Origin of the sequence: Neisseria polysaccharea, assembly GCF_963392925.1 — a bacterium.
GTDB lineage: Bacteria > Pseudomonadota > Gammaproteobacteria > Burkholderiales > Neisseriaceae > Neisseria > Neisseria polysaccharea.
Genome location: NZ_CAUJNZ010000002.1, coordinates 21280 through 37964, shown reverse-complemented (window position 1 = coordinate 37964; position 16685 = coordinate 21280). Strand labels below are relative to the sequence as shown.

General features: G+C 53.7%; 21 protein-coding genes. 5 read left to right on the top strand and 16 right to left on the bottom strand.

What is annotated here, in order from left to right; all coding sequences use genetic code 11:
- Positions 1–65 precede the first annotated feature (65 nt).
- The 9 genes from RDY34_RS01545 to RDY34_RS01505 all read right to left on the bottom strand — a co-directional run bounded on the left by RDY34_RS01545 (position 66) and on the right by RDY34_RS01505 (position 7152).
- Positions 66–575, bottom strand: a complete 510-nt coding sequence (locus RDY34_RS01545) for a peptidylprolyl isomerase (protein WP_304717614.1) — start codon at positions 573–575, stop codon at positions 66–68.
- 105 nt (positions 576–680) lie between these two features.
- Complete coding sequence (locus RDY34_RS01540; RefSeq protein WP_308074344.1) at positions 681–2096, bottom strand: SLC13 family permease; 1416 nt, start codon at positions 2094–2096, stop codon at positions 681–683.
- 228 nt (positions 2097–2324) lie between these two features.
- Positions 2325–2684: a VanZ family protein gene (locus RDY34_RS01535; RefSeq protein WP_308074343.1), complete on the bottom strand. Its 360-nt coding sequence runs from the start codon at positions 2682–2684 to the stop codon at positions 2325–2327.
- A complete protein-coding gene (locus tag RDY34_RS01530; RefSeq protein WP_002213975.1) occupies positions 2681–2887 on the bottom strand; it encodes a hypothetical protein in 207 nt (68 codons plus the stop codon). The genes RDY34_RS01535 and RDY34_RS01530 overlap by 4 nt, the downstream gene beginning before the upstream one ends.
- Before the next feature lie 59 nt (positions 2888–2946).
- Positions 2947–3525 (bottom strand): aminoacyl-tRNA hydrolase, encoded by a 579-nt coding sequence (gene pth, locus RDY34_RS01525; protein WP_118846667.1) that lies wholly within the window; start codon positions 3523–3525, stop codon positions 2947–2949.
- A 52-nt stretch (positions 3526–3577) separates the two neighbouring features.
- Entirely contained in the window at positions 3578–3856 is a 279-nt protein-coding gene (locus RDY34_RS01520) for an RnfH family protein (protein WP_308074342.1), read from the bottom strand.
- Entirely contained in the window at positions 3849–4280 is a 432-nt protein-coding gene (locus RDY34_RS01515) for a type II toxin-antitoxin system RatA family toxin (RefSeq protein WP_025456696.1), read from the bottom strand. Before RDY34_RS01515 ends, RDY34_RS01520 begins: the two co-directional genes overlap by 8 nt.
- 220 nt (positions 4281–4500) lie before the next feature.
- The gene (gene ftsH / locus RDY34_RS01510; RefSeq protein ID WP_308074341.1) at positions 4501–6468 is read right to left on the bottom strand and encodes an ATP-dependent zinc metalloprotease FtsH; all 1968 of its coding nucleotides are present in this window, start codon (positions 6466–6468) and stop codon (positions 4501–4503) included.
- Between the two features lie 63 nt (positions 6469–6531).
- The gene (locus tag RDY34_RS01505) at positions 6532–7152 is read right to left on the bottom strand and encodes an RlmE family RNA methyltransferase (protein WP_096107593.1); all 621 of its coding nucleotides are present in this window, start codon (positions 7150–7152) and stop codon (positions 6532–6534) included.
- A 110-nt stretch (positions 7153–7262) separates the two neighbouring features.
- Between RDY34_RS01505 and yhbY the strand changes: the two genes are divergently transcribed.
- Positions 7263–7547: a ribosome assembly RNA-binding protein YhbY gene (gene yhbY, locus RDY34_RS01500; RefSeq protein WP_003750834.1), complete on the top strand. Its 285-nt coding sequence runs from the start codon at positions 7263–7265 to the stop codon at positions 7545–7547.
- A 144-nt stretch (positions 7548–7691) separates the two neighbouring features.
- Positions 7692–8693 (top strand): porphobilinogen synthase, encoded by a 1002-nt coding sequence (gene hemB / locus RDY34_RS01495; protein ID WP_308072937.1) that lies wholly within the window; start codon positions 7692–7694, stop codon positions 8691–8693.
- A gap of 63 nt (positions 8694–8756) precedes the next feature.
- Here hemB and RDY34_RS01490 read toward each other — a convergent pair whose 3' ends face one another.
- Positions 8757–9914 (bottom strand): trans-sulfuration enzyme family protein, encoded by a 1158-nt coding sequence (locus tag RDY34_RS01490; RefSeq protein ID WP_308072868.1) that lies wholly within the window; start codon positions 9912–9914, stop codon positions 8757–8759.
- Between the two features lie 191 nt (positions 9915–10105).
- On the opposite strand from RDY34_RS01490, the gene folE2 reads away from it, so the two are divergent.
- From folE2 to RDY34_RS01475, 3 genes are read left to right on the top strand one after another with little or no spacing between them, the layout of a single operon-like run.
- The gene (gene folE2, locus RDY34_RS01485) at positions 10106–10879 is read left to right on the top strand and encodes a GTP cyclohydrolase FolE2 (RefSeq protein ID WP_372338036.1); all 774 of its coding nucleotides are present in this window, start codon (positions 10106–10108) and stop codon (positions 10877–10879) included.
- A 19-nt stretch (positions 10880–10898) separates the two neighbouring features.
- Positions 10899–11060: a hypothetical protein gene (locus tag RDY34_RS01480; RefSeq protein WP_308072866.1), complete on the top strand. Its 162-nt coding sequence runs from the start codon at positions 10899–10901 to the stop codon at positions 11058–11060.
- A gap of 14 nt (positions 11061–11074) precedes the next feature.
- Positions 11075–11740, top strand: coding sequence for an NAD(P)H-dependent oxidoreductase (locus RDY34_RS01475; protein WP_308072865.1), 666 nt, complete (start codon positions 11075–11077; stop codon positions 11738–11740).
- A gap of 52 nt (positions 11741–11792) precedes the next feature.
- Here RDY34_RS01475 and RDY34_RS01470 read toward each other — a convergent pair whose 3' ends face one another.
- The 6 genes from RDY34_RS01470 to murB are packed head-to-tail and all read right to left on the bottom strand — an operon-like array spanning position 11793 to position 16636.
- The gene (locus RDY34_RS01470; protein WP_111726603.1) at positions 11793–12551 is read right to left on the bottom strand and encodes a pseudouridine synthase; all 759 of its coding nucleotides are present in this window, start codon (positions 12549–12551) and stop codon (positions 11793–11795) included.
- Positions 12552–12575: 24 nt separating this feature from the next.
- A complete protein-coding gene (locus RDY34_RS01465; protein WP_308072864.1) occupies positions 12576–13466 on the bottom strand; it encodes an NAD(+)/NADH kinase in 891 nt (296 codons plus the stop codon).
- A gap of 19 nt (positions 13467–13485) precedes the next feature.
- Positions 13486–14052 carry an SCP2 domain-containing protein gene (locus tag RDY34_RS01460; protein ID WP_308074340.1) on the bottom strand — a complete coding sequence of 189 codons (567 nt, stop codon included), beginning with the start codon at positions 14050–14052 and terminating at the stop codon, positions 13486–13488.
- Between the two features lie 50 nt (positions 14053–14102).
- Complete coding sequence (locus RDY34_RS01455; RefSeq protein ID WP_118817733.1) at positions 14103–14879, bottom strand: SDR family oxidoreductase; 777 nt, start codon at positions 14877–14879, stop codon at positions 14103–14105.
- A 54-nt stretch (positions 14880–14933) separates the two neighbouring features.
- Positions 14934–15584: a TetR/AcrR family transcriptional regulator gene (locus RDY34_RS01450; protein ID WP_118814007.1), complete on the bottom strand. Its 651-nt coding sequence runs from the start codon at positions 15582–15584 to the stop codon at positions 14934–14936.
- Positions 15585–15595: 11 nt separating this feature from the next.
- Complete coding sequence (gene murB / locus RDY34_RS01445) at positions 15596–16636, bottom strand: UDP-N-acetylmuramate dehydrogenase (RefSeq protein WP_308074339.1); 1041 nt, start codon at positions 16634–16636, stop codon at positions 15596–15598.
- Between the last annotated feature and the right edge of the window lie 49 nt (positions 16637–16685).

Genomic DNA, 16685 nt, shown 5'->3' with positions numbered 1-16685 from the left:
CATCAAATAATATGCCGTCTGAAATAAAAGCAGCCTTTGATGCAGGCTGCTTCCGGATTGTCGGTTTATACGGCTTCGGCTTTAGTGATGATGACAGGTTCGCTCGGTACGTCATCATGGTAGCCGTGGCGTTTGGTGGATACGCCTTCGATGGCATCGACAACATCAAAACCGTCAACGACTTTTCCGAATACTGCATAGCCCCAGTCTTGGACGACGGTTTTGCCGTACAGCTCTTTAGAACGGAAGTTCAGGAAGGCGTTGTCGGCAGTGTTGATGAAGAATTGCGCACTGGCGGAATGCGGATCGGAAGTACGCGCCATGGCGATGGTGTATTTATCGTTGGGCAGACCGTTGGACGCTTCGTTTTGAATCGGATCGCGGGTTTCTTTTTCGTTCATGTTTTCATCCATGCCGCCGCCTTGAATCATGAAGCCTTTGATAACGCGGTGGAAGATTACGCCGTCGTAGAAGCCGTCTTTAACGTATTGCTCGAAGTTTTTAGCAGTAACGGGGGCTTTGTCAAAATCGAGTTCGATTTTGATGTCGCCTTTGTTGGTGTGCAGGATAATCATGGGTTTCCTTTCGTTGAAAATCACAGGCAAAATTGGGAGGCTTGCGGAAAATCCAATGCCGTCTGAACGGATTATGTCAGACGGCATCGTTTTAGGGAATCGGATTTACATCAGGAAGAAGTATGCCCACAGCGCAACCAATACCACGCAGAGGATGTTCAGCAATAAGCCGACATTCATCATTTCGCGTTGTTTGATTAAGCCTGTACCAAACACAATCGCGTTAGGCGGTGTGGCAACCGGCAACATGAAGGCACAAGATGCGCCGACACCGATGACGAATACCAAGACTTGTTCCGGCAGACCCATTTGCGCGGCGATGCTGGCGAAAATGGGCACAAGCAGGGCGGCAGAAGCCGTGTTACTGGTGAACTCGGTCAGGAAGATGATAAAGGCGGCAACCACGAAAATCACCAGCAATGCAGGAGAATGGGAGAATGTGGAAGCAACCTGTTGACCCAGTGCTTCAGATGCGCCGGAAGATTGCAGCAGCGCGCTCAAGCTGATACCGCCGCCGAAGAGCATCAATACGCCCCAGTCGGTGTTGCGGGCGACTTCCTTCCATTGCGCCACGCCGAAGACGACGACGGCAACGGCGGCAATCAGGGCGATAACGGTATCGGGGTTGGAAATACCGAATGCGGCTTTGATTTTGGAGCTGAATACCCAAGAGACGGCAGCGGCCAAGAAAATCAACAGCGCGATAACGCGGTGCAAAGTCCACGGAATCGATTCGGCTTTAACTTCCACGCGCTCGTTCAAATTAGGTTTGAGGATGACGTACATGGAGAACAGCATCAGCGGCAGAATCAGCAGCATCATCGGCAGACCGAGTTTCATCCAGCTGACGAAATCAAGATTCAGGGCTTTGGCGGCAATCATGTTCGGCGGCGAACCGACGACTGTTCCCAAGCCGCCGATACTGGCACAATAGGCGATGCCGAGCAGGACGAAAACGTAGGTTTTGCGTTCTTTTTCCTGGTCGAGGTGGCTCATCATACCCATTGCCAAAGGCAGCATCATCGCGGCGGTGGCAGTATTGCTGATCCACATGGACAGAAAGGCGGTAACGAGGAACAACATCAAAACCGCCACTTTCATATTGCCGCGCGACAGGCGCAGCAGGCTGACGGCGATTTTGCGGTCGAGACGCTGCATATGCAGGGCGGTGGCGAGTGCGAAACCGCCGAAGAAGATGTAAATCGTCGGGTCGGAGAACCCGGCCATTGCCTTTTTGATGTCTATGTCGGGGAAACCGAGTACGACGGCGAGAACCGGCACCATCAGTGCGGTTACGGTAATGTGGACGGCTTCGGTAAACCAAAGCGCGGCAACGAAAATCAGCAGCGCGATACCTTTGTTGGCATCGGGGGCGTAGGGCAGGATGTGGTAAATGCCGAAACAGACGACGGCGGAAATGATGGTGGTCAGCAAACCCTTAAAGTCGGTAATCGGCTTCTGCGCACTGAGCAGCTCGACGTTTTCGGGATGCTGGGTTTTGTCCTTTGCATGCAGGTTCATGAATGCTCCTTTAAGGCAACAAAATCGGTTTTTCTTTTGTGTCGTGCAATCCGAAACGGTTTGTGAAACCGTCGGTTCTGCAACTGGTTCGAGTATATTTGTAATCCGATGTAGTGTAAATATATTGTAAATGATTTGTTGGTTTTGTTTATGAGATGGGATTGATATGTAAGGAGAAAAACAGGATGCATCAGGGGGATTTATCCTGTTTGGGAGAAATAAACCGATTCAGTCCATGCGGTCGGCGGCGCGGGCGGCAAAGAGGGCAAGGACTGCGCCCGTCAGGTCGGCAAGGACATCGCCCAAACTGCCGGTTCGCGTTACGGTAAACCATGCCTGCGCGCATTCGCTGAAGAGGGCGAAACAGAGGGCAAAGACCATCAGGCTGCGGTAGGGGATGGGAAGTTTTCCTGTTCTGAATGCTTTGGTCAAAAGCCAGATTTGTGCGAAAAACAGGGCGAGGTGTGCTGCTTTGTCGAAATGCGGAAAAGGCGGCGGCGCAGTTTCGGCGGGTCTGAGCAGCGCATAGATGCCGCCGGCAAACCACAATGCGGAAAGCATGGCAAAGCGGTTGCGCGGCAGCTTCATGCCGCCTCCTCGTCCAGCCACGTTTGGCAGATTTTGGACAGGCGCAGGAATTTGCCGCCGCGTGCGGCAAGTATGTCGCGCCATTGTGCCACTTCTTCGGCAGACGGTGCGTCGTCGATGCTGCATTCGTACAGCAGGAAATCGAGGGTTTCTTCGATGACGGGGATGGATTCGGTTTGGATAAGCTGCTTGAGTTCGGTCATGACTGTTCGGATATGGAAATCGGGAAATGCCGTCTGAAAGGGCTTCAGACGGCATCGGGTCATTTGCTGTGCAGGAAGCGCGTTGCCTCTTCCCATTTGCCGGAAATGATGTCGGGTATGGCCTGCAGGGATTTGGCGATGGCATCGTCAATCTGTCGGCGGTGTTCCGCGCTCGGTTTGTTCAAGACGTAGCCGACGACGAGGTTGCGGTCGCCCGGGTGGTCGATACCGAGGCGCAGGCGGTAATAGTCTGCCGTGCCGAGTTTTGCCTGAATGTCTTTCAACCCATTGTGTCCGCCGTTGCCGCCGCCGAGTTTGAACTTAATCCTGCCGCAAGGAATGTCGAGTTCGTCGTGGACGACGAGAATTTCTTCGGGTTTGATTTTGTAGAACTGCGCAAGCGCGGCAACTGCCTGTCCGGAACGGTTCATAAACGTGGCCGGCTTGAGCAGCCAGACATCGCCGTCGGGCAGGGCGGCACGGGCGACTTCGCCGAAGAATTTTTTTTCTTCTTTAAACGAAGCCTTCCATTTCCACGCCAGTTCGTCGAGGAACCAAAAACCCGCATTGTGGCGGGTCTGTTCGTATTCTTTGCCGGGATTGCCCAAGCCGACAACCATTTTGATTTTGTTTGGCATGATATTTTCCGTGTTTCTGTCGAATTCCGTCTGAAGGCTTCAGACGGCATGGTTATTCTTCTTGATTTTGAACGCGTTTGCGGCGCGCTTCTTTGGGATCGATCAACAGCGGGCGGTACACTTCGATGCGGTCGCCGTCGCGCAGCGGCGTGTCGTCTTTGACTGCCTTGCCGAAAATACCCAAGGGGGCGGAATGCAGGTCGAGGTCTGTAAAGATTTCGTCCAAACCGCTTTTCAGTGCGGCCGCACGGATACGGGTTCCTTCCTCGACTTGCATGTTTTTCAAAACCTGCTTGTCAGACAGTCCGTACACGATTTCAATTTCAAGCATAACGGCGGTCTGCCTCTTTGACGAACGCTTCGACCAATGTGGAGGAAAGATGGCTGAATACGGGGGAAATTAAGGCGGATAAGACGGCATTGGAAAAATCGTATTCAAGGTTGAATTCGATTTTGCACATATCGTCGCCCAAATCGATGAACTTCCATGTCCCGCGCAGGGTTTTGAACGGTCCGTCAAGCAAATCCATACGGATTTCCTTGCCGGGTATGTTGCGGTTGTGCGTGGCGAATGATTGGCGAACGTGCATATAGTCCATAAACAGCCGCGCCTTCAGTTCGTTGCCGCTACGCCCGATGACCTCGGTTTTGCTGTACCACGGCAGAAAGTGCGGGTAATCCTCAACCTTATCGACCAGCTCGAACATTTTGTCCGCGCCGTGCAGCACCAAGATGTTTTTTTCAACTTTTTTCACAGGCATCACCAATGCGGGCGTGTATTTGAAGGGCGGTATTATAGCGGTTTAATTTTAAACCGGTACAGCCTTGCCCGTTCTGATTTCAATTTAAACCGCCATATCGCAGATTCGCAAAAACCGATACGGCTTTGGCGTTTCAGACGGCATTGGGCGAAAAATGCCGTCTGAAAACGGGATGGGAAAACGGCAGCTTGCGGGCTGCCGTTTGTTCGGGGAGTTAAGCCTTGTTTTCAGGCTGCTGCTCGGACTCTATCGAAGCGGTGTCTGCCGGGGCAGGTGCTTCGGTTTCTTCCCGAGCCGGAGCGTGCGGCACGTTATTTTCCGCCGCGTCCGCATTCTCGCGCAGGTTGTGGCTATAATCCTTGGGCGGACTGGGTTGTTTGCCCGCCATAATTTCCAGTACCTGATCGCGGTCGATGGTTTCCCATTCCATCAGGGCTTTGCACATCGTTTCCATCTTGTCGCGGTTTTCATCCAGGATTTTGTAGGCGATTTGGTATTGCTCGTCCAAAATCCGGCGGATTTCCGCGTCGATGTCCTGCTGGGTTTTCTCGGAAATGTTTTGCGAACGGGTTACGCTGCGTCCCAAGAAGACTTCGCCTTCGTTTTCCGCATAAACCATCACGCCCATTTTGTCGCTCATGCCGTAGCGCGTTACCATCTCGCGCGCCATTTGGGTTGCGCGTTCAAAGTCGTTTGATGCGCCGGTGGAGATGCGTCCGACAAAAATATCTTCGGCAATCCGTCCGCCGAACAGGATGGAGAGCTGGCTCAACAACTGATCTTTATACATACTGATGCGGTCGCGTTCGGGAAGCTGCCAAGTCAGACCCAGCGCACGTCCGCGCGGCATAATGGTTACTTTGTGGACGGGGTCGGTAAAGGGCAGGCTTTCGGCAACAATCGCGTGTCCGGATTCATGATACGCCGTCGCACGTTTTTCGTCTTCGTGCATCACCATACTGCGGCGTTCCGGGCCCATATAGATTTTGTCTTTGGCATCTTCAAAATCGCTCTGATCGACTTTGACTTTGTTGCGGCGGCCGGCAAACAGGGCGGCTTCGTTGACCAGGTTCGCCAAATCCGCGCCGGAAAAACCCGGCGTGCCGCGCGCGAGGGACAATAAATCCACAGATTCGTCCAAAGGCACTTTTTTGGAATGGACGTTCAAAATCTGTTCGCGCCCCCGGATATCGGGCAGGGGGACGACCACTTGGCGGTCGAAGCGGCCGGGCCGCTGCAATGCCGGATCGAGTACGTCGGGACGGTTGGTTGCCGCAATGACGATGACGGTTTGGTTGCTCTCAAAACCGTCCATTTCAACCAACAATTGGTTTAATGTTTGCTCGCGCTCATCATTGCCGCCGCCCAATCCTGCGCCGCGTTGGCGGCCTACTGCGTCGATTTCATCAATAAAGATGATACAGGGAGCGTTTTTCTTCGCCTGCTCGAACATATCGCGGACGCGGCTCGCACCGACACCGACGAACATTTCGACAAAGTCGGAACCTGAAATGCTGAAGAACGGCACACCGGCTTCGCCTGCAATGGCTTTTGCCAAAAGCGTCTTACCCGTTCCCGGGCTGCCCGCCAGCAGGATGCCGCGCGGCACGCGACCGCCGAGGCTTTGATAGCGGTTCGGCGCTTTCAGGTAATCGACGATTTCCTGCACTTCTTCTTTGGCTTCGTCGCAGCCGGCGACATCGGCAAAGGTCACTTTGTTGGCATCTTTGTCCAGCAGGCGCGCACGGCTTTTGCCGAATGAGAATGCGCCGCCTTTTCCGCCGCCGCCCGTCTGCATACGCATAAAGTAGAACCACGCGCCGATCAGCAACAATACGGGCAGCAGGCTGTAAAACAGGGCAGCCAGCGCGCTCGGTTTTTCTTCCGGCGTTACTTTTACGCGGACGTTTTTGTCTAAAAGCGTTTTGATTAAATTGTCGTCTAAAGGCGCATTGGTGAAAAATGTGCTTTTGTCGGTGCGCTCGCCCTTAATCAGGTAGCCGCTGACGACGGATCCTTCGATATTGACGCCGGATACTTCGCCGTTGTTGACCTGTCGGATGAACTGCGAATATTCGATTTGCCCGTTGTCTTCTTTTTTACGGTCTAAAGCGTTGAACGCAGCCATCAGGCCGATACCCAAGGCGACCCAGACAAGGATTGATTTAAAGGTGTTCCCCACTTAGCCAAGCTCCATAATTGAGGTGTAAAACGGAAATGATTGTAAAGCACGCCGTCTGTATTGTCAGCGTTTATTTTTGCCCAATAAATAAATCTCACTGGAGCGATTGCGCGAGGCTTCGGGTTTGCGCGTCTGCACCGTGCCGAAAATTGCGCGCATGGCCGCCATGTATTCCTGATAGCCTGCTCCCTGAAAGACTTTGACTAAAAAGCTGCCGCCGGTTTTCAGGTGTTGCGAGGCGAAGTCCAAAGCCAGTTCGCACAAATAAAAGCTGCGCGCCTGATCGCTTACGGCATTGCCCGACATATTGGGCGCCATATCGCAGATTACAAGGTCTAAGGGGCGGTTGTTTAATAAGCCTTCAAATTGCGCCAAAACGTCGTTTTCCCTGAAGTCGCCTTGAATGAAGGATACGCCGTTTACGGCTTCCATGGGCAGGATGTCCAAAGCGAATACCGCGCCGGAAGTACCCGTCAGCTTGGCGGCAACCTGCGACCAGCTTCCCGGCGCGCTGCCCAAGTCGGCAAGTACCGTGCCGGGTTTGATTAGTTTGTCTTTTTCGTTGATTTCCAGCAGTTTGTATGCGGCGCGGGCGCGGTATCCGTCTTTTTGCGCCATATGGACGTAGTGATCGTTGACGTGTTCGTGCAGCCACGCTTTTGAGGACTTGGAACGTGCGGACATAATGCTTTACGGGTCGGAATGGAAACCGCGTATTGTACGTTAATTTTGCCCCTGCTGCGCCAAATCGCGTACAATGGGGCATTATTCTTTATGGTTCAAGCAGTAGGAAAATGACTGATACAAAATTAAATACCAAAGAAATTTTGGAATTGAAAGCGCGCGCGCATCATTTGAACCCCGTCGTGATGGTCGGGCAGCAGGGTCTGACGGATTCCGTCATCAGGGAAACCGATGTCGCGCTGACGGCGCACGAGTTGATTAAGGTGCGCGTGTTCGGCGACGACCGTGCCGAACGTGTCGAAATCTGTAATGCCTTGTGTGAGGCGGTTGACGCGCAACTGATCCAACATATCGGGAAACTTTTGGTATTGTGGCGTAAGAATATCGAAGCCTGATTTTAGGGGCGGTATGTCGAAACAGCCGTTTTTCGGTGTTGCGGAGACGGTTGTCCGTATATCTGCCCGATGCCGTCTGCAAGTGTTTTTGTGTTGCAGGTTTCATATGGTTTGAGTGATTTGCAGGATGATTGGAGGGATGTTATGCAGTTTCCTTACCGCAATGTTCCGGCTTCGCGTATGCGCCGTATGCGCAGGGACGATTTTTCACGTCGCCTGATGCGCGAGCATACGCTGACTGCCGATGATTTGATTTATCCGGTGTTCGTATTGGAGGGATCGGTGCGCGAGGAGGATGTGCCTTCTATGCCGGGCGTGAAGCGTCAAAGTTTGGACAGGCTGCTGTTTACGGCGGAAGAGGCGGTGAAGCTCGGTATTCCGATGCTGGCACTGTTCCCCGTGGTTACGGCAAACAAAACCGAGCGTGCGGAGGAGGCGTACAATCCCGAAGGACTCGTGCCGGCAGCCGTCCGCGCCTTGCGCGAGAGATTTCCCGAACTGGGCATTATGACGGATGTTGCGCTCGATCCTTATACGGTTCACGGTCAGGACGGGCTGACGGACGAAAACGGTTATGTGATGAACGATGAAACCGTCGAGGTTTTGGTCAAGCAGGCTTTGTGCCACGCTGAAGCGGGTGCGCAGGTCGTTGCCCCTTCCGATATGATGGACGGGCGTATCGGTGCGATTCGCGAGGCTTTGGAGGATGCCGGGCATATCCATACGCGGATTATGGCGTATTCTGCCAAATATGCTTCTGCATTCTACGGCCCGTTCCGCGATGCGGTGGGCAGTTCGGGCAATTTGGGCAAGGCAGATAAAAAGACCTACCAGATGAATCCGGCAAATACCGATGAGGCGTTGCACGAAGTGGCGTTGGACATTCAGGAAGGTGCGGATATGGTGATGGTCAAGCCCGGTTTGCCGTATTTGGACGTTGTCCGCCGCGTGAAGGACGAGTTCGGTGTGCCGACTTATGCCTATCAGGTTTCGGGCGAATATGCGATGCTGCAGGCGGCGGTTGCCAACGGCTGGCTGGACGGCGGCAAAGTGGTTTTGGAAAGCCTGCTGGCATTCAAACGTGCGGGTGCGGACGGTATCTTAACTTATTACGCCATTGAGGCGGCAAAGATGCTGAAGCGTTGATATTTGATTCGCAATATTGAAATGCCGTCTGAAACTATGGTTTCAGACGGCATTTTGCGTGGATTATACAGTCGTATCCAGTGCGGCAGAAATATCGTTCCAAATATCATCTACATCTTCGATACCGACAGAGAAACGCAGCAGGCCGAGTTTGATGCCCATTTCCATTTTCACATCATGCGGCACGCCACTGTGGGATTGGGAATAGCAATGGTTGACCAAACTTTCCACGCCGCCGAGGCTGGAAGCCATTTTGACCAGTTTCATGTTTTTAATCACGTTATTGGTCGCTTCACGCGTGTCGTTTTTGAGATAAACCGTAACCACGCCGCCGATACCTTTGGGCATTTGTGTTTTCGCCAGTTCGTAATGCTCGTGCGACGGCAGGCCGGGATAGAACACTTTTTCAATGGCAGGATGGGCTTCCAAACGGCGCGCGATTTCGAGTGCGTTTTGGCAATGGGCGTTCATGCGCAGAGCCAGCGTTTTAATACCGCGCAACACCAGCCAGCAGTCCATCGGGCCTGCAATCGCACCGGTATGCACCATCATGTCGTGCAAAGGCTGCGCCAGCTCTTTGGTTTTGGCTACGACGATGCCCATCAATACGTCGGAATGGCCGCACAAATATTTGGTAGCGGAATGGAACACAAAATCGCAACCCATATCCAAGGGCTGTTGCAGATACGGTGTGGCAAAAGTGTTATCGATACCGACCAGCGCACCGGCTGCTTTGGCTTTCGTGGCAAGCGCTTTGATGTCTACCAAGCGCAAAAGCGGATTGGACGGCGTTTCCAGCCAAACCAGTTTGACATTGTGCGCTTTAAGCAGCTCGTCCAAATTATCCGGATTGCCCAAATCGGCAAAAACAACGTTCACCCCCCATTTTTGATAAACATCGACCAATAAATCATAAGCGCCGCCGTAAATATCGGCGACGGCGACAATGGTATCGCCCGGGCACAGGAAAGTACGCCACACGGCATCAATCCCCGCCATACCGCTGGAAAACGCAAAGCCGACCGCACCGTGTTCCAAATCGGCAACGGTATCTTCCAATACCTGACGGGTCGGGTTGCTCAGGCGCGAGTAGCGGTAAGGTACATTTTCGCCAATCTCGTGCAACGCGAACATACTGTTTTGATAAATCGGCGGCATCAGCGCGCGGTTGTGTTCGTCGCAATCGTAGCTGGAATGAATGGCTTTCGTGGCGAATTTCATTTGGTCTCTGCCTATGTAGATGTGAATAATCGAAGATTTTATCACTATCTGAAAAATAGAAACAATCAATGCAGCTGCTAAAAGCGAGTGATATAATCTCGCATTTACAGATTGACGGTATATTCTCCGGCGGAAACGCCATACCATGCACACATCTCAACAATTACATGAATATTAAGGAAAAACAACTCATGAACACTATTGCAGACGTGCAATCCAGCCGAGATTTGCGCAATCTGCCGATCAATCAGGTCGGTATCAAAGACCTGCGCTTTCCGATTACCCTGCAAACTGCAGAGGGCATCCAGTCCACCGTTGCCCGTCTGACCATGACGGTTTACCTGCCTGCCGAGCAGAAGGGGACGCATATGTCGCGTTTTGTCGCATTGATGGAGCAACATGCCGAAGCCTTGGATTTTGCACAATTGCATAGGCTGACTGCCGAAATGGTCGCGCTTTTGGACTCCTACTCTGGCAAAATCAGCATTTCTTTCCCATTTTTCCGCAAGAAAACCGCCCCAGTTTCCGGTATTCAGTCTTTACTGGATTATGATGTCTGTCTCACGGGCGAAATCAAAGACGGGGCATACGGCCACAGTATGAAGGTCATGATTCCCGTAACCTCGCTTTGCCCGTGTTCCAAAGAAATTTCCCAATATGGCGCGCATAATCAGCGTTCGCACGTTACCGTCAGCCTGACTGCCGATGCCGAAGTCGGTATCGAGGAAGTCATCGATTATGTGGAGGCGCAGGCGAGCTGCCAACTCTACGGCCTGCTCAAACGCCCCGATGAAAAATACGTTACCGAAAAGGCCTACGAAAATCCGAAATTCGTGGAAGATATGGTGCGCGATGTCGCTACTTCGCTGATTGCCGACAAACGCATCAAGAGTTTCGTCGTCGAGAGCGAGAATTTCGAATCTATCCACAACCATTCGGCTTATGCCTATATCGCCTACCCGTAGGCGCGTTTGCGATGCCCAAATGCCGTCTGAAGGGCGTTTAGGCGGCATTTGTGAATCTGTCGCCGCTTTACTTTCCCGGCTGTCGAGGAATGGGCAGAATCCGGATAAAGCCCGACGGCGGGGCGGCTTGTATGGTGCGGCAGAGCCGTATCGGTTTGAAATCAATTTGCAATACAAGTAATAAAAGGATGCACTATGACGGTATTAGACAGAGAGCAGATCCTATCCGCATTTAAAAACCGCAAGTCGTGCCGGCATTACGATGCGGCACGCAAAATCAGTGCCGAGGATTTTCAGTTTATTTTAGAACTCGGGCGTTTGTCACCCAGTTCGGTCGGTTCGGAGCCTTGGCAGTTTGTTGTAGTTCAAAACCCTGAAATCCGACAGGTCATCAAGCCGTTTTCTTGGGGTATGGCGGATGCTTTGGATACCGCCAGTCATTTGGTGGTGTTTTTGGCGAAGAAAAATGCCCGCTTCGACAGCCCGTTTATGTTGGAAAGCCTCAAACGGCGCGGCGTTACCGAACCGGATGCCGTAGAAAAATCTTTGGCGAGGTATCGGGCGTTTCAAGCCGACGACATCAAGATTTTGGACGATTCGCGCGCCTTGTTTGACTGGTGTTGCCGCCAGACCTATATCGCGTTAGCCAACATGATGACGGGTGCCGCTATGGCAGGTATCGATTCCTGTCCGGTGGAAGGTTTCAATTATGCCGATATGGAACGCGTATTGTCCGGGCAGTTCGGTTTGTTCGATGCGGCAGAATGGGGCGTGTCCGTTGCCGCGACATTCGGCTACCGAGTTCAGGAAATCGCCACGAAAGCGCGCAGGCCCTTGGAAGAAACCGTTATTTGGGCATAAGGCAATGCCGTCTGAAAACGCAAGGATTTTCAGACGGCATTTTTATGCTTATTTAAAACGATTCGCCGGGAGTAAGATAACGCCATTTGCCGGGCGGCAGCCTGCCGAGTTTGACCTTGCCCATCCTGATGCGTTTCAGCCCGACGACGCGCAGTCCGACCAGCTCGCACATACGGCGGATTTGCCGCTTTTTACCTTGTTTCAATACGAAACGCAGTTGGTCTTCGTTTTGCCATTCTACTTTGGCGGGACGCAGTTTCTCACCGTCCAAACTCAATCCGTGATTCAGTAAGGCAAGTCCTTTTTCGTCCAATTTGCCGCGCACGCGCACCAAATATTCTTTTTCACTGCCGCTGTTTTCGCCGATAAGCTGTTTGGCGATACGGCCGTCTTGCGTCAACACCAGCAATCCGACTGAATCGATATCGAGTCTGCCAGCGGGGGCAAGACCGATTTTGTGTTTCGGATCGAAACGGATGCGGCTGGTGTCGCCTTCCCAGCGATTTTCAGGGGTAATCAGTTCGGCGGCGGATTTATAGCCTTTTTCCGCTTGTGCGCTGACATAGCCGACGGGTTTGTTCAACAGGATGGTAATGCGTGCTGCCTGCTGTTCGTGGGCTTTCTTGTTCAGTTCGATACGGTCTGCCGGTGAAACTTTCTGACCGAGTACGGCGGTTTTGCCGTTGACCGTTACCCAGCCCTGTTCGATATAGCCGTCGGCTTCGCGGCGTGAACAAAGCCCGAGTTGCGCCATGCGTTTGGAGAGGCGTATGGTATCTTCTGTATGGTCGGAGGAAATTTTGGAATTCATGGGTACTTTCGGGTAAAGGCCCGCTTAGACTAATTGCTCGCCCCAGTGCAGTTTTTGGCGCAGGGTTTTGAAATATTGGTAGTCGGTCGGGTGTAGGATGCGTAAGGGATTGTGGTAGCGGCGGATGATGATGCGGTCGAGGTTTTGTACGTCGATGAAGGATTGTCCGTCGAAATGAACGCGGGCGTCGCCGCTTTGGGTAACGAGGATTTCGATTTCAGATGCGTCGGAAATAGCGATGGGGCGGTTGGTCATGGATTGCGGACAGATGGGTACGAGCGTGAAGGCGTGTAATCCTGCCTGCATGATGGGGCCGCCGGCGGCAAGCGAATAGGCGGTCGATCCGGTGGGGGTGGAGACAATCAGCCCGTCCGAACGTTGTGTATAGACGAATTCCTGATTAACGAAGACTTCAAATTCAATCATCTGTCCGGCACCGCTGCGCGAGAGGACGGCATCGTTGAGGGCGAGGGCGCGTTCGGCGGTTTTGCCTTCGCGGATCAGTGCGGCTTCAATCAGGATGCGCTCTTCGGCAAGGTATTTCCCTTCTAAAACGGGCAATAGCTTGTCCGTCATATATTCGCGGGGAACTTGGGTCAGGAAGCCCAAATGACCTTGGTTGATGCCGATAATCGGAACGGCGCGCGGGGCGATTTCGCGGGCGGCAGAGAGAAAGGTGCCGTCTCCGCCTAAGACGGCGACTAGGTCGCAGTATTGCCCCAGTTCGGTCTTGTTGACGATGTGGCAGCCGCCGGTGTCTTGGGTATAGATGCAGCCTTCCTTTATGCCGACTTCGTCGAGATAGACGGTAAAGCCGTGCTGCTTCAAAAAGGTAATCAGTGTGTGTGCAGTATCTTGGATGTCGGGCGTGTTGGGGCGGGTTACGATGCCGATGTTGTGAAAAGGGCTGTTCATGTCGGATGCCGTCTGAAGGTTAGTCTATCCAAATGTCGCGTTCGAGCCTGTCGAGGCGTTCGTTGAGGCGTTCCACGCCGTCGCGCAGTCTGCTTATTTCGTCGAGGCAGCCAGCAAGGGCTTCGCCGCCGATGTTTGCGGACTCGGGTTCGCGGGAAAATCCGCCGATTTGTCCGGCTATGCTTTTACCGATTTGTTTGATGCTGTGTCCGATGTCGGCGGCACGGCTGCCGATGCCGTCTTGAGTGTCGAAAATCCGTGCCAATTCGTCCGATGCGCGGGAACGCAGGCTGCCGAGCAGGGACAGTACCGCGATGCCGAGGATGAGGTCGCCTTCGAGCCCGATGTCGCCCGCCCCGGGTTCGCCGCCTTGGAGGATTTTTTGTATCGCGCTGTCGCGGAAGGTAATTTCGGTGTCTGCAAAGCCGTTTCCCGCCGCGAGCAAACCGTCTTCCGTGATGCGTCCCGCCAGTTTCAGCCCGGCAATGTTCAGGGTCAGTGTTTTGCCTGCAAAGGCGGCAAGTTCCGAGCGGCTGTCCGGGCTTTGCAGAATCAGGCGGTTGATGATGGGGAGGAGGGCGGACATATTTTCTGATTGGGGCGGAGAATGCCTGTTTGTTGCTGTTGCCGCTTATTTTACAGGCTTAAGCCGTTATCGCAAACGGTACGGATGATTTTGCCCCGGCTGTCGTCGGGTGCGAAATCGGGAGCCGGCAAGCCGAGTTTGGCGGCTTCTTCCGTATAGAATTCGCGTCGTGTCGGGTGGCGCGGTTCGATAATGTTTTTCAGCCGCCTGCCGCCGGGTTTGAATGCCGTCTGAAACAGGGTTCCGACGGCGATGTCGCGGTGGACGATATTGACGGGCCGGTTGCCGCCCGGGATGTTTTGCTTTTGAACAAGGCGGCTGACGGGATGGCGTTCGGCGCAATAAAGCCCGCCCAGCCGCAGGATGTCGATGTTCGGAACGCCGCTGTCGAGCAGGTGTTGTTCGGCGGCGAGGATTTGTCGGGCGGACTCGGTTTGCGGATCGGGTAGGGCGGTTTCGTCGCATTCGCGCGCTGTATCGCCGTAAACGCTGGTACTGCTTGTGAAAATCAGGTGTTGCACGTTGCACGCCCGGGCAAGTTCTGCCCATTGTTTGACGGTGTCGGCGTAATGCGTCAGAGAGGAGGGCGGCAGCAGGAAGAACCAGACGGGTTTGTCGGCGTGGTGCCGCCACAATGCCGTCTGAAAGGCGCCGGTGCTGCCGAGGTCGATGGTGTCGAGGTGTATGGGCAGGTTGATATCGTCCGAAGTCAGGCTGCGCTTGACGGCGGAAACGCGGCTGCCGTGTCCGTAAAACTTTTGTGCCAGCGGCAGGCCGAGATAGCCTAGGCCCGTGATGGAGATATGGGGCGGGGGAACTGTGCTCATTCGCTGATACCGTCGGGCAAGTGCCGTCTGAAAACTGATTCGGACATTATGGGTTTACAGGTTGCCGTTGCCGATTTTCCGGTCGTATTCCGCGCGGTGTTCGGGCAAAAGATAAGGGCGCAGGAGGCTTAAGGTACGACGGACGCCGCGTGCTTTGGAGTCTTCGGTCAGCTTGGTGCGTCCGCGCAGCGAGCTGTCGAAGTCGAACCAGTATTTCGTGATCATCCACATATTGACGGCGAGGTCGTTCATAGCGGTTTGGTCGGCTTGGATGATGTTTAATCCGTTGAGCTGGGTGAGCAGCTTGACCAAGAGCGGGGAGACTTTGGCTTGCGTGAAGGTATTGTGTTCGCCCAACAATTCGGCACTGCGCGCAAGCAGGGTGTTCACGTCGCTAAAGAGGAAACGGTATTCCCACATCACGTCGTAAATGCCCGCCATATAGTTGATGGAGTCTTCCACATCAGACGGCAACACGGCTTCGTTGAGGTATTCCAGCAGGGCTTCGCTGTAACGTTTGAACAGTTGGACGATGATTTCGTCTTTGTTGCGGAAGTGGTAATAGAGATTGCCCGGACTGATGCCCAAATGCGCCGCGATATGGTTGGTGCTGATGTTGCGCTCGCCTTCCTCGTTGAACAAGGCGAGGCCGGCATCGATGATGCGTGTGTAGGTATTGATTTTGGCGGTGCGGGTCACGGGCATACTCCTTGGATTTACAGGCTGTACGAGGCAGGCAGCCAATTAGGTTCAGCGTGCAATTCTACCTGAAACCGAGCAAATACTGTAAATTTGATGTGTTGCGCCAACTGCCAAACATCGTTTGCCGAGGCATTGTTTTTGTTCACCAAAACCAAAGCCTGTTTGTCGTGTACCGCCGCGCCGCCGATTTGAAAGCCTTTCAGACGGCATTGGTCGATCAGCCAACCTGCCGCAAGCTTGACCGAACCGTCCGGCTGCGGATAATGCGGCATATCGGGATGCTGCTGCAACAGGGCGGCGGCTTTTTCCGCGCCGACGACGGGGTTTTTAAAGAAACTGCCGACATTGCCCAAAATGCCCGGATCGGGCAGTTTGCGGCGGCGGACGGCGCACACCGCATTGGAAACGTCTTTCGCCGTTATTTCCCTGCCGGCGCACCGTTCGGCAACCGCTGCCGCCAAATCGCCGTAGCCCAAGTTCGGCACAAAATGCTCTTTTAATGCAAACACAACCGAAACAATCACATAACGCCCTTTGCCTTCCTGCTTGAACAGGCTTTCTCGGTAGGCGAAGCGGCAATCGGCATTGGCAAGCTCGACAAAGGTTTCCGTATCCAAATCGAAGCAGCGCACGCTGTGAATCACGTCTTTCGCTTCCACGCCGTATGCACCGATGTTCTGCACGGGCGACGCGCCGACCGTACCCGGAATCAGGCTCAGGTTTTCCAGACCGTTCAAGCCCAGCGCGACGGTGTGCAGGACAAAATCGTGCCAGATTTCGCCCGCCTGCGCTTCGATGTACACAAGGCCGTCTGAACGTGCAATCTCGCGTATGCCTTTGTTTTCCATATGGACGACCAGTCCGGCGTAATCCTGCATCAAAATGATGTTGCTGCCGCCGCCGAGCCATAAAACGGTATTGCGGTCGAACTCGGGCAGTCGGACGATGTCGCGCAACTCGTCGGCGTGTTCGAGCGCGATAAAGGCTTGGGCTTGGGCGCGAAGACCGAAAGTGTTGTAGGGGGTGAGGTCGGTTTGGTATTGGGTAGGTTGCATGGGTTTAAACTTTAAAATGGGTATTGTCAGTGGCGGGCTTCAGTTCATT

What these genes read in the sequence shown, in the direction of transcription:
- RDY34_RS01545 (WP_304717614.1), bottom strand. Translation starts at nt 575, where the DNA reads ATGATTATCCTGCACACCAACAAAGGCGACATCAAAATCGAACTCGAT.
- RDY34_RS01540 (WP_308074344.1), bottom strand. Translation starts at nt 2,096, where the DNA reads ATGAACCTGCATGCAAAGGACAAAACCCAGCATCCCGAAAACGTCGAG.
- RDY34_RS01535 (WP_308074343.1), bottom strand. Translation starts at nt 2,684, where the DNA reads ATGAAGCTGCCGCGCAACCGCTTTGCCATGCTTTCCGCATTGTGGTTT.
- RDY34_RS01530 (WP_002213975.1), bottom strand. Translation starts at nt 2,887, where the DNA reads ATGACCGAACTCAAGCAGCTTATCCAAACCGAATCCATCCCCGTCATC.
- pth (WP_118846667.1), bottom strand. Translation starts at nt 3,525, where the DNA reads ATGCCAAACAAAATCAAAATGGTTGTCGGCTTGGGCAATCCCGGCAAA.
- RDY34_RS01520 (WP_308074342.1), bottom strand. Translation starts at nt 3,856, where the DNA reads ATGCTTGAAATTGAAATCGTGTACGGACTGTCTGACAAGCAGGTTTTG.
- RDY34_RS01505 (WP_096107593.1), bottom strand. Translation starts at nt 7,152, where the DNA reads ATGTCCGCACGTTCCAAGTCCTCAAAAGCGTGGCTGCACGAACACGTC.
- yhbY (WP_003750834.1), top strand. Translation starts at nt 7,263, where the DNA reads ATGACTGATACAAAATTAAATACCAAAGAAATTTTGGAATTGAAAGCG.
- hemB (WP_308072937.1), top strand. Translation starts at nt 7,692, where the DNA reads ATGCAGTTTCCTTACCGCAATGTTCCGGCTTCGCGTATGCGCCGTATG.
- RDY34_RS01490 (WP_308072868.1), bottom strand. Translation starts at nt 9,914, where the DNA reads ATGAAATTCGCCACGAAAGCCATTCATTCCAGCTACGATTGCGACGAA.
- folE2 (WP_372338036.1), top strand. Translation starts at nt 10,106, where the DNA reads ATGAACACTATTGCAGACGTGCAATCCAGCCGAGATTTGCGCAATCTG.
- RDY34_RS01480 (WP_308072866.1), top strand. Translation starts at nt 10,899, where the DNA reads ATGCCGTCTGAAGGGCGTTTAGGCGGCATTTGTGAATCTGTCGCCGCT.
- RDY34_RS01475 (WP_308072865.1), top strand. Translation starts at nt 11,075, where the DNA reads ATGACGGTATTAGACAGAGAGCAGATCCTATCCGCATTTAAAAACCGC.
- RDY34_RS01470 (WP_111726603.1), bottom strand. Translation starts at nt 12,551, where the DNA reads ATGAATTCCAAAATTTCCTCCGACCATACAGAAGATACCATACGCCTC.
- RDY34_RS01465 (WP_308072864.1), bottom strand. Translation starts at nt 13,466, where the DNA reads ATGAACAGCCCTTTTCACAACATCGGCATCGTAACCCGCCCCAACACG.
- RDY34_RS01460 (WP_308074340.1), bottom strand. Translation starts at nt 14,052, where the DNA reads ATGTCCGCCCTCCTCCCCATCATCAACCGCCTGATTCTGCAAAGCCCG.
- RDY34_RS01455 (WP_118817733.1), bottom strand. Translation starts at nt 14,879, where the DNA reads ATGAGCACAGTTCCCCCGCCCCATATCTCCATCACGGGCCTAGGCTAT.
- RDY34_RS01450 (WP_118814007.1), bottom strand. Translation starts at nt 15,584, where the DNA reads ATGCCCGTGACCCGCACCGCCAAAATCAATACCTACACACGCATCATC.
- murB (WP_308074339.1), bottom strand. Translation starts at nt 16,636, where the DNA reads ATGCAACCTACCCAATACCAAACCGACCTCACCCCCTACAACACTTTC.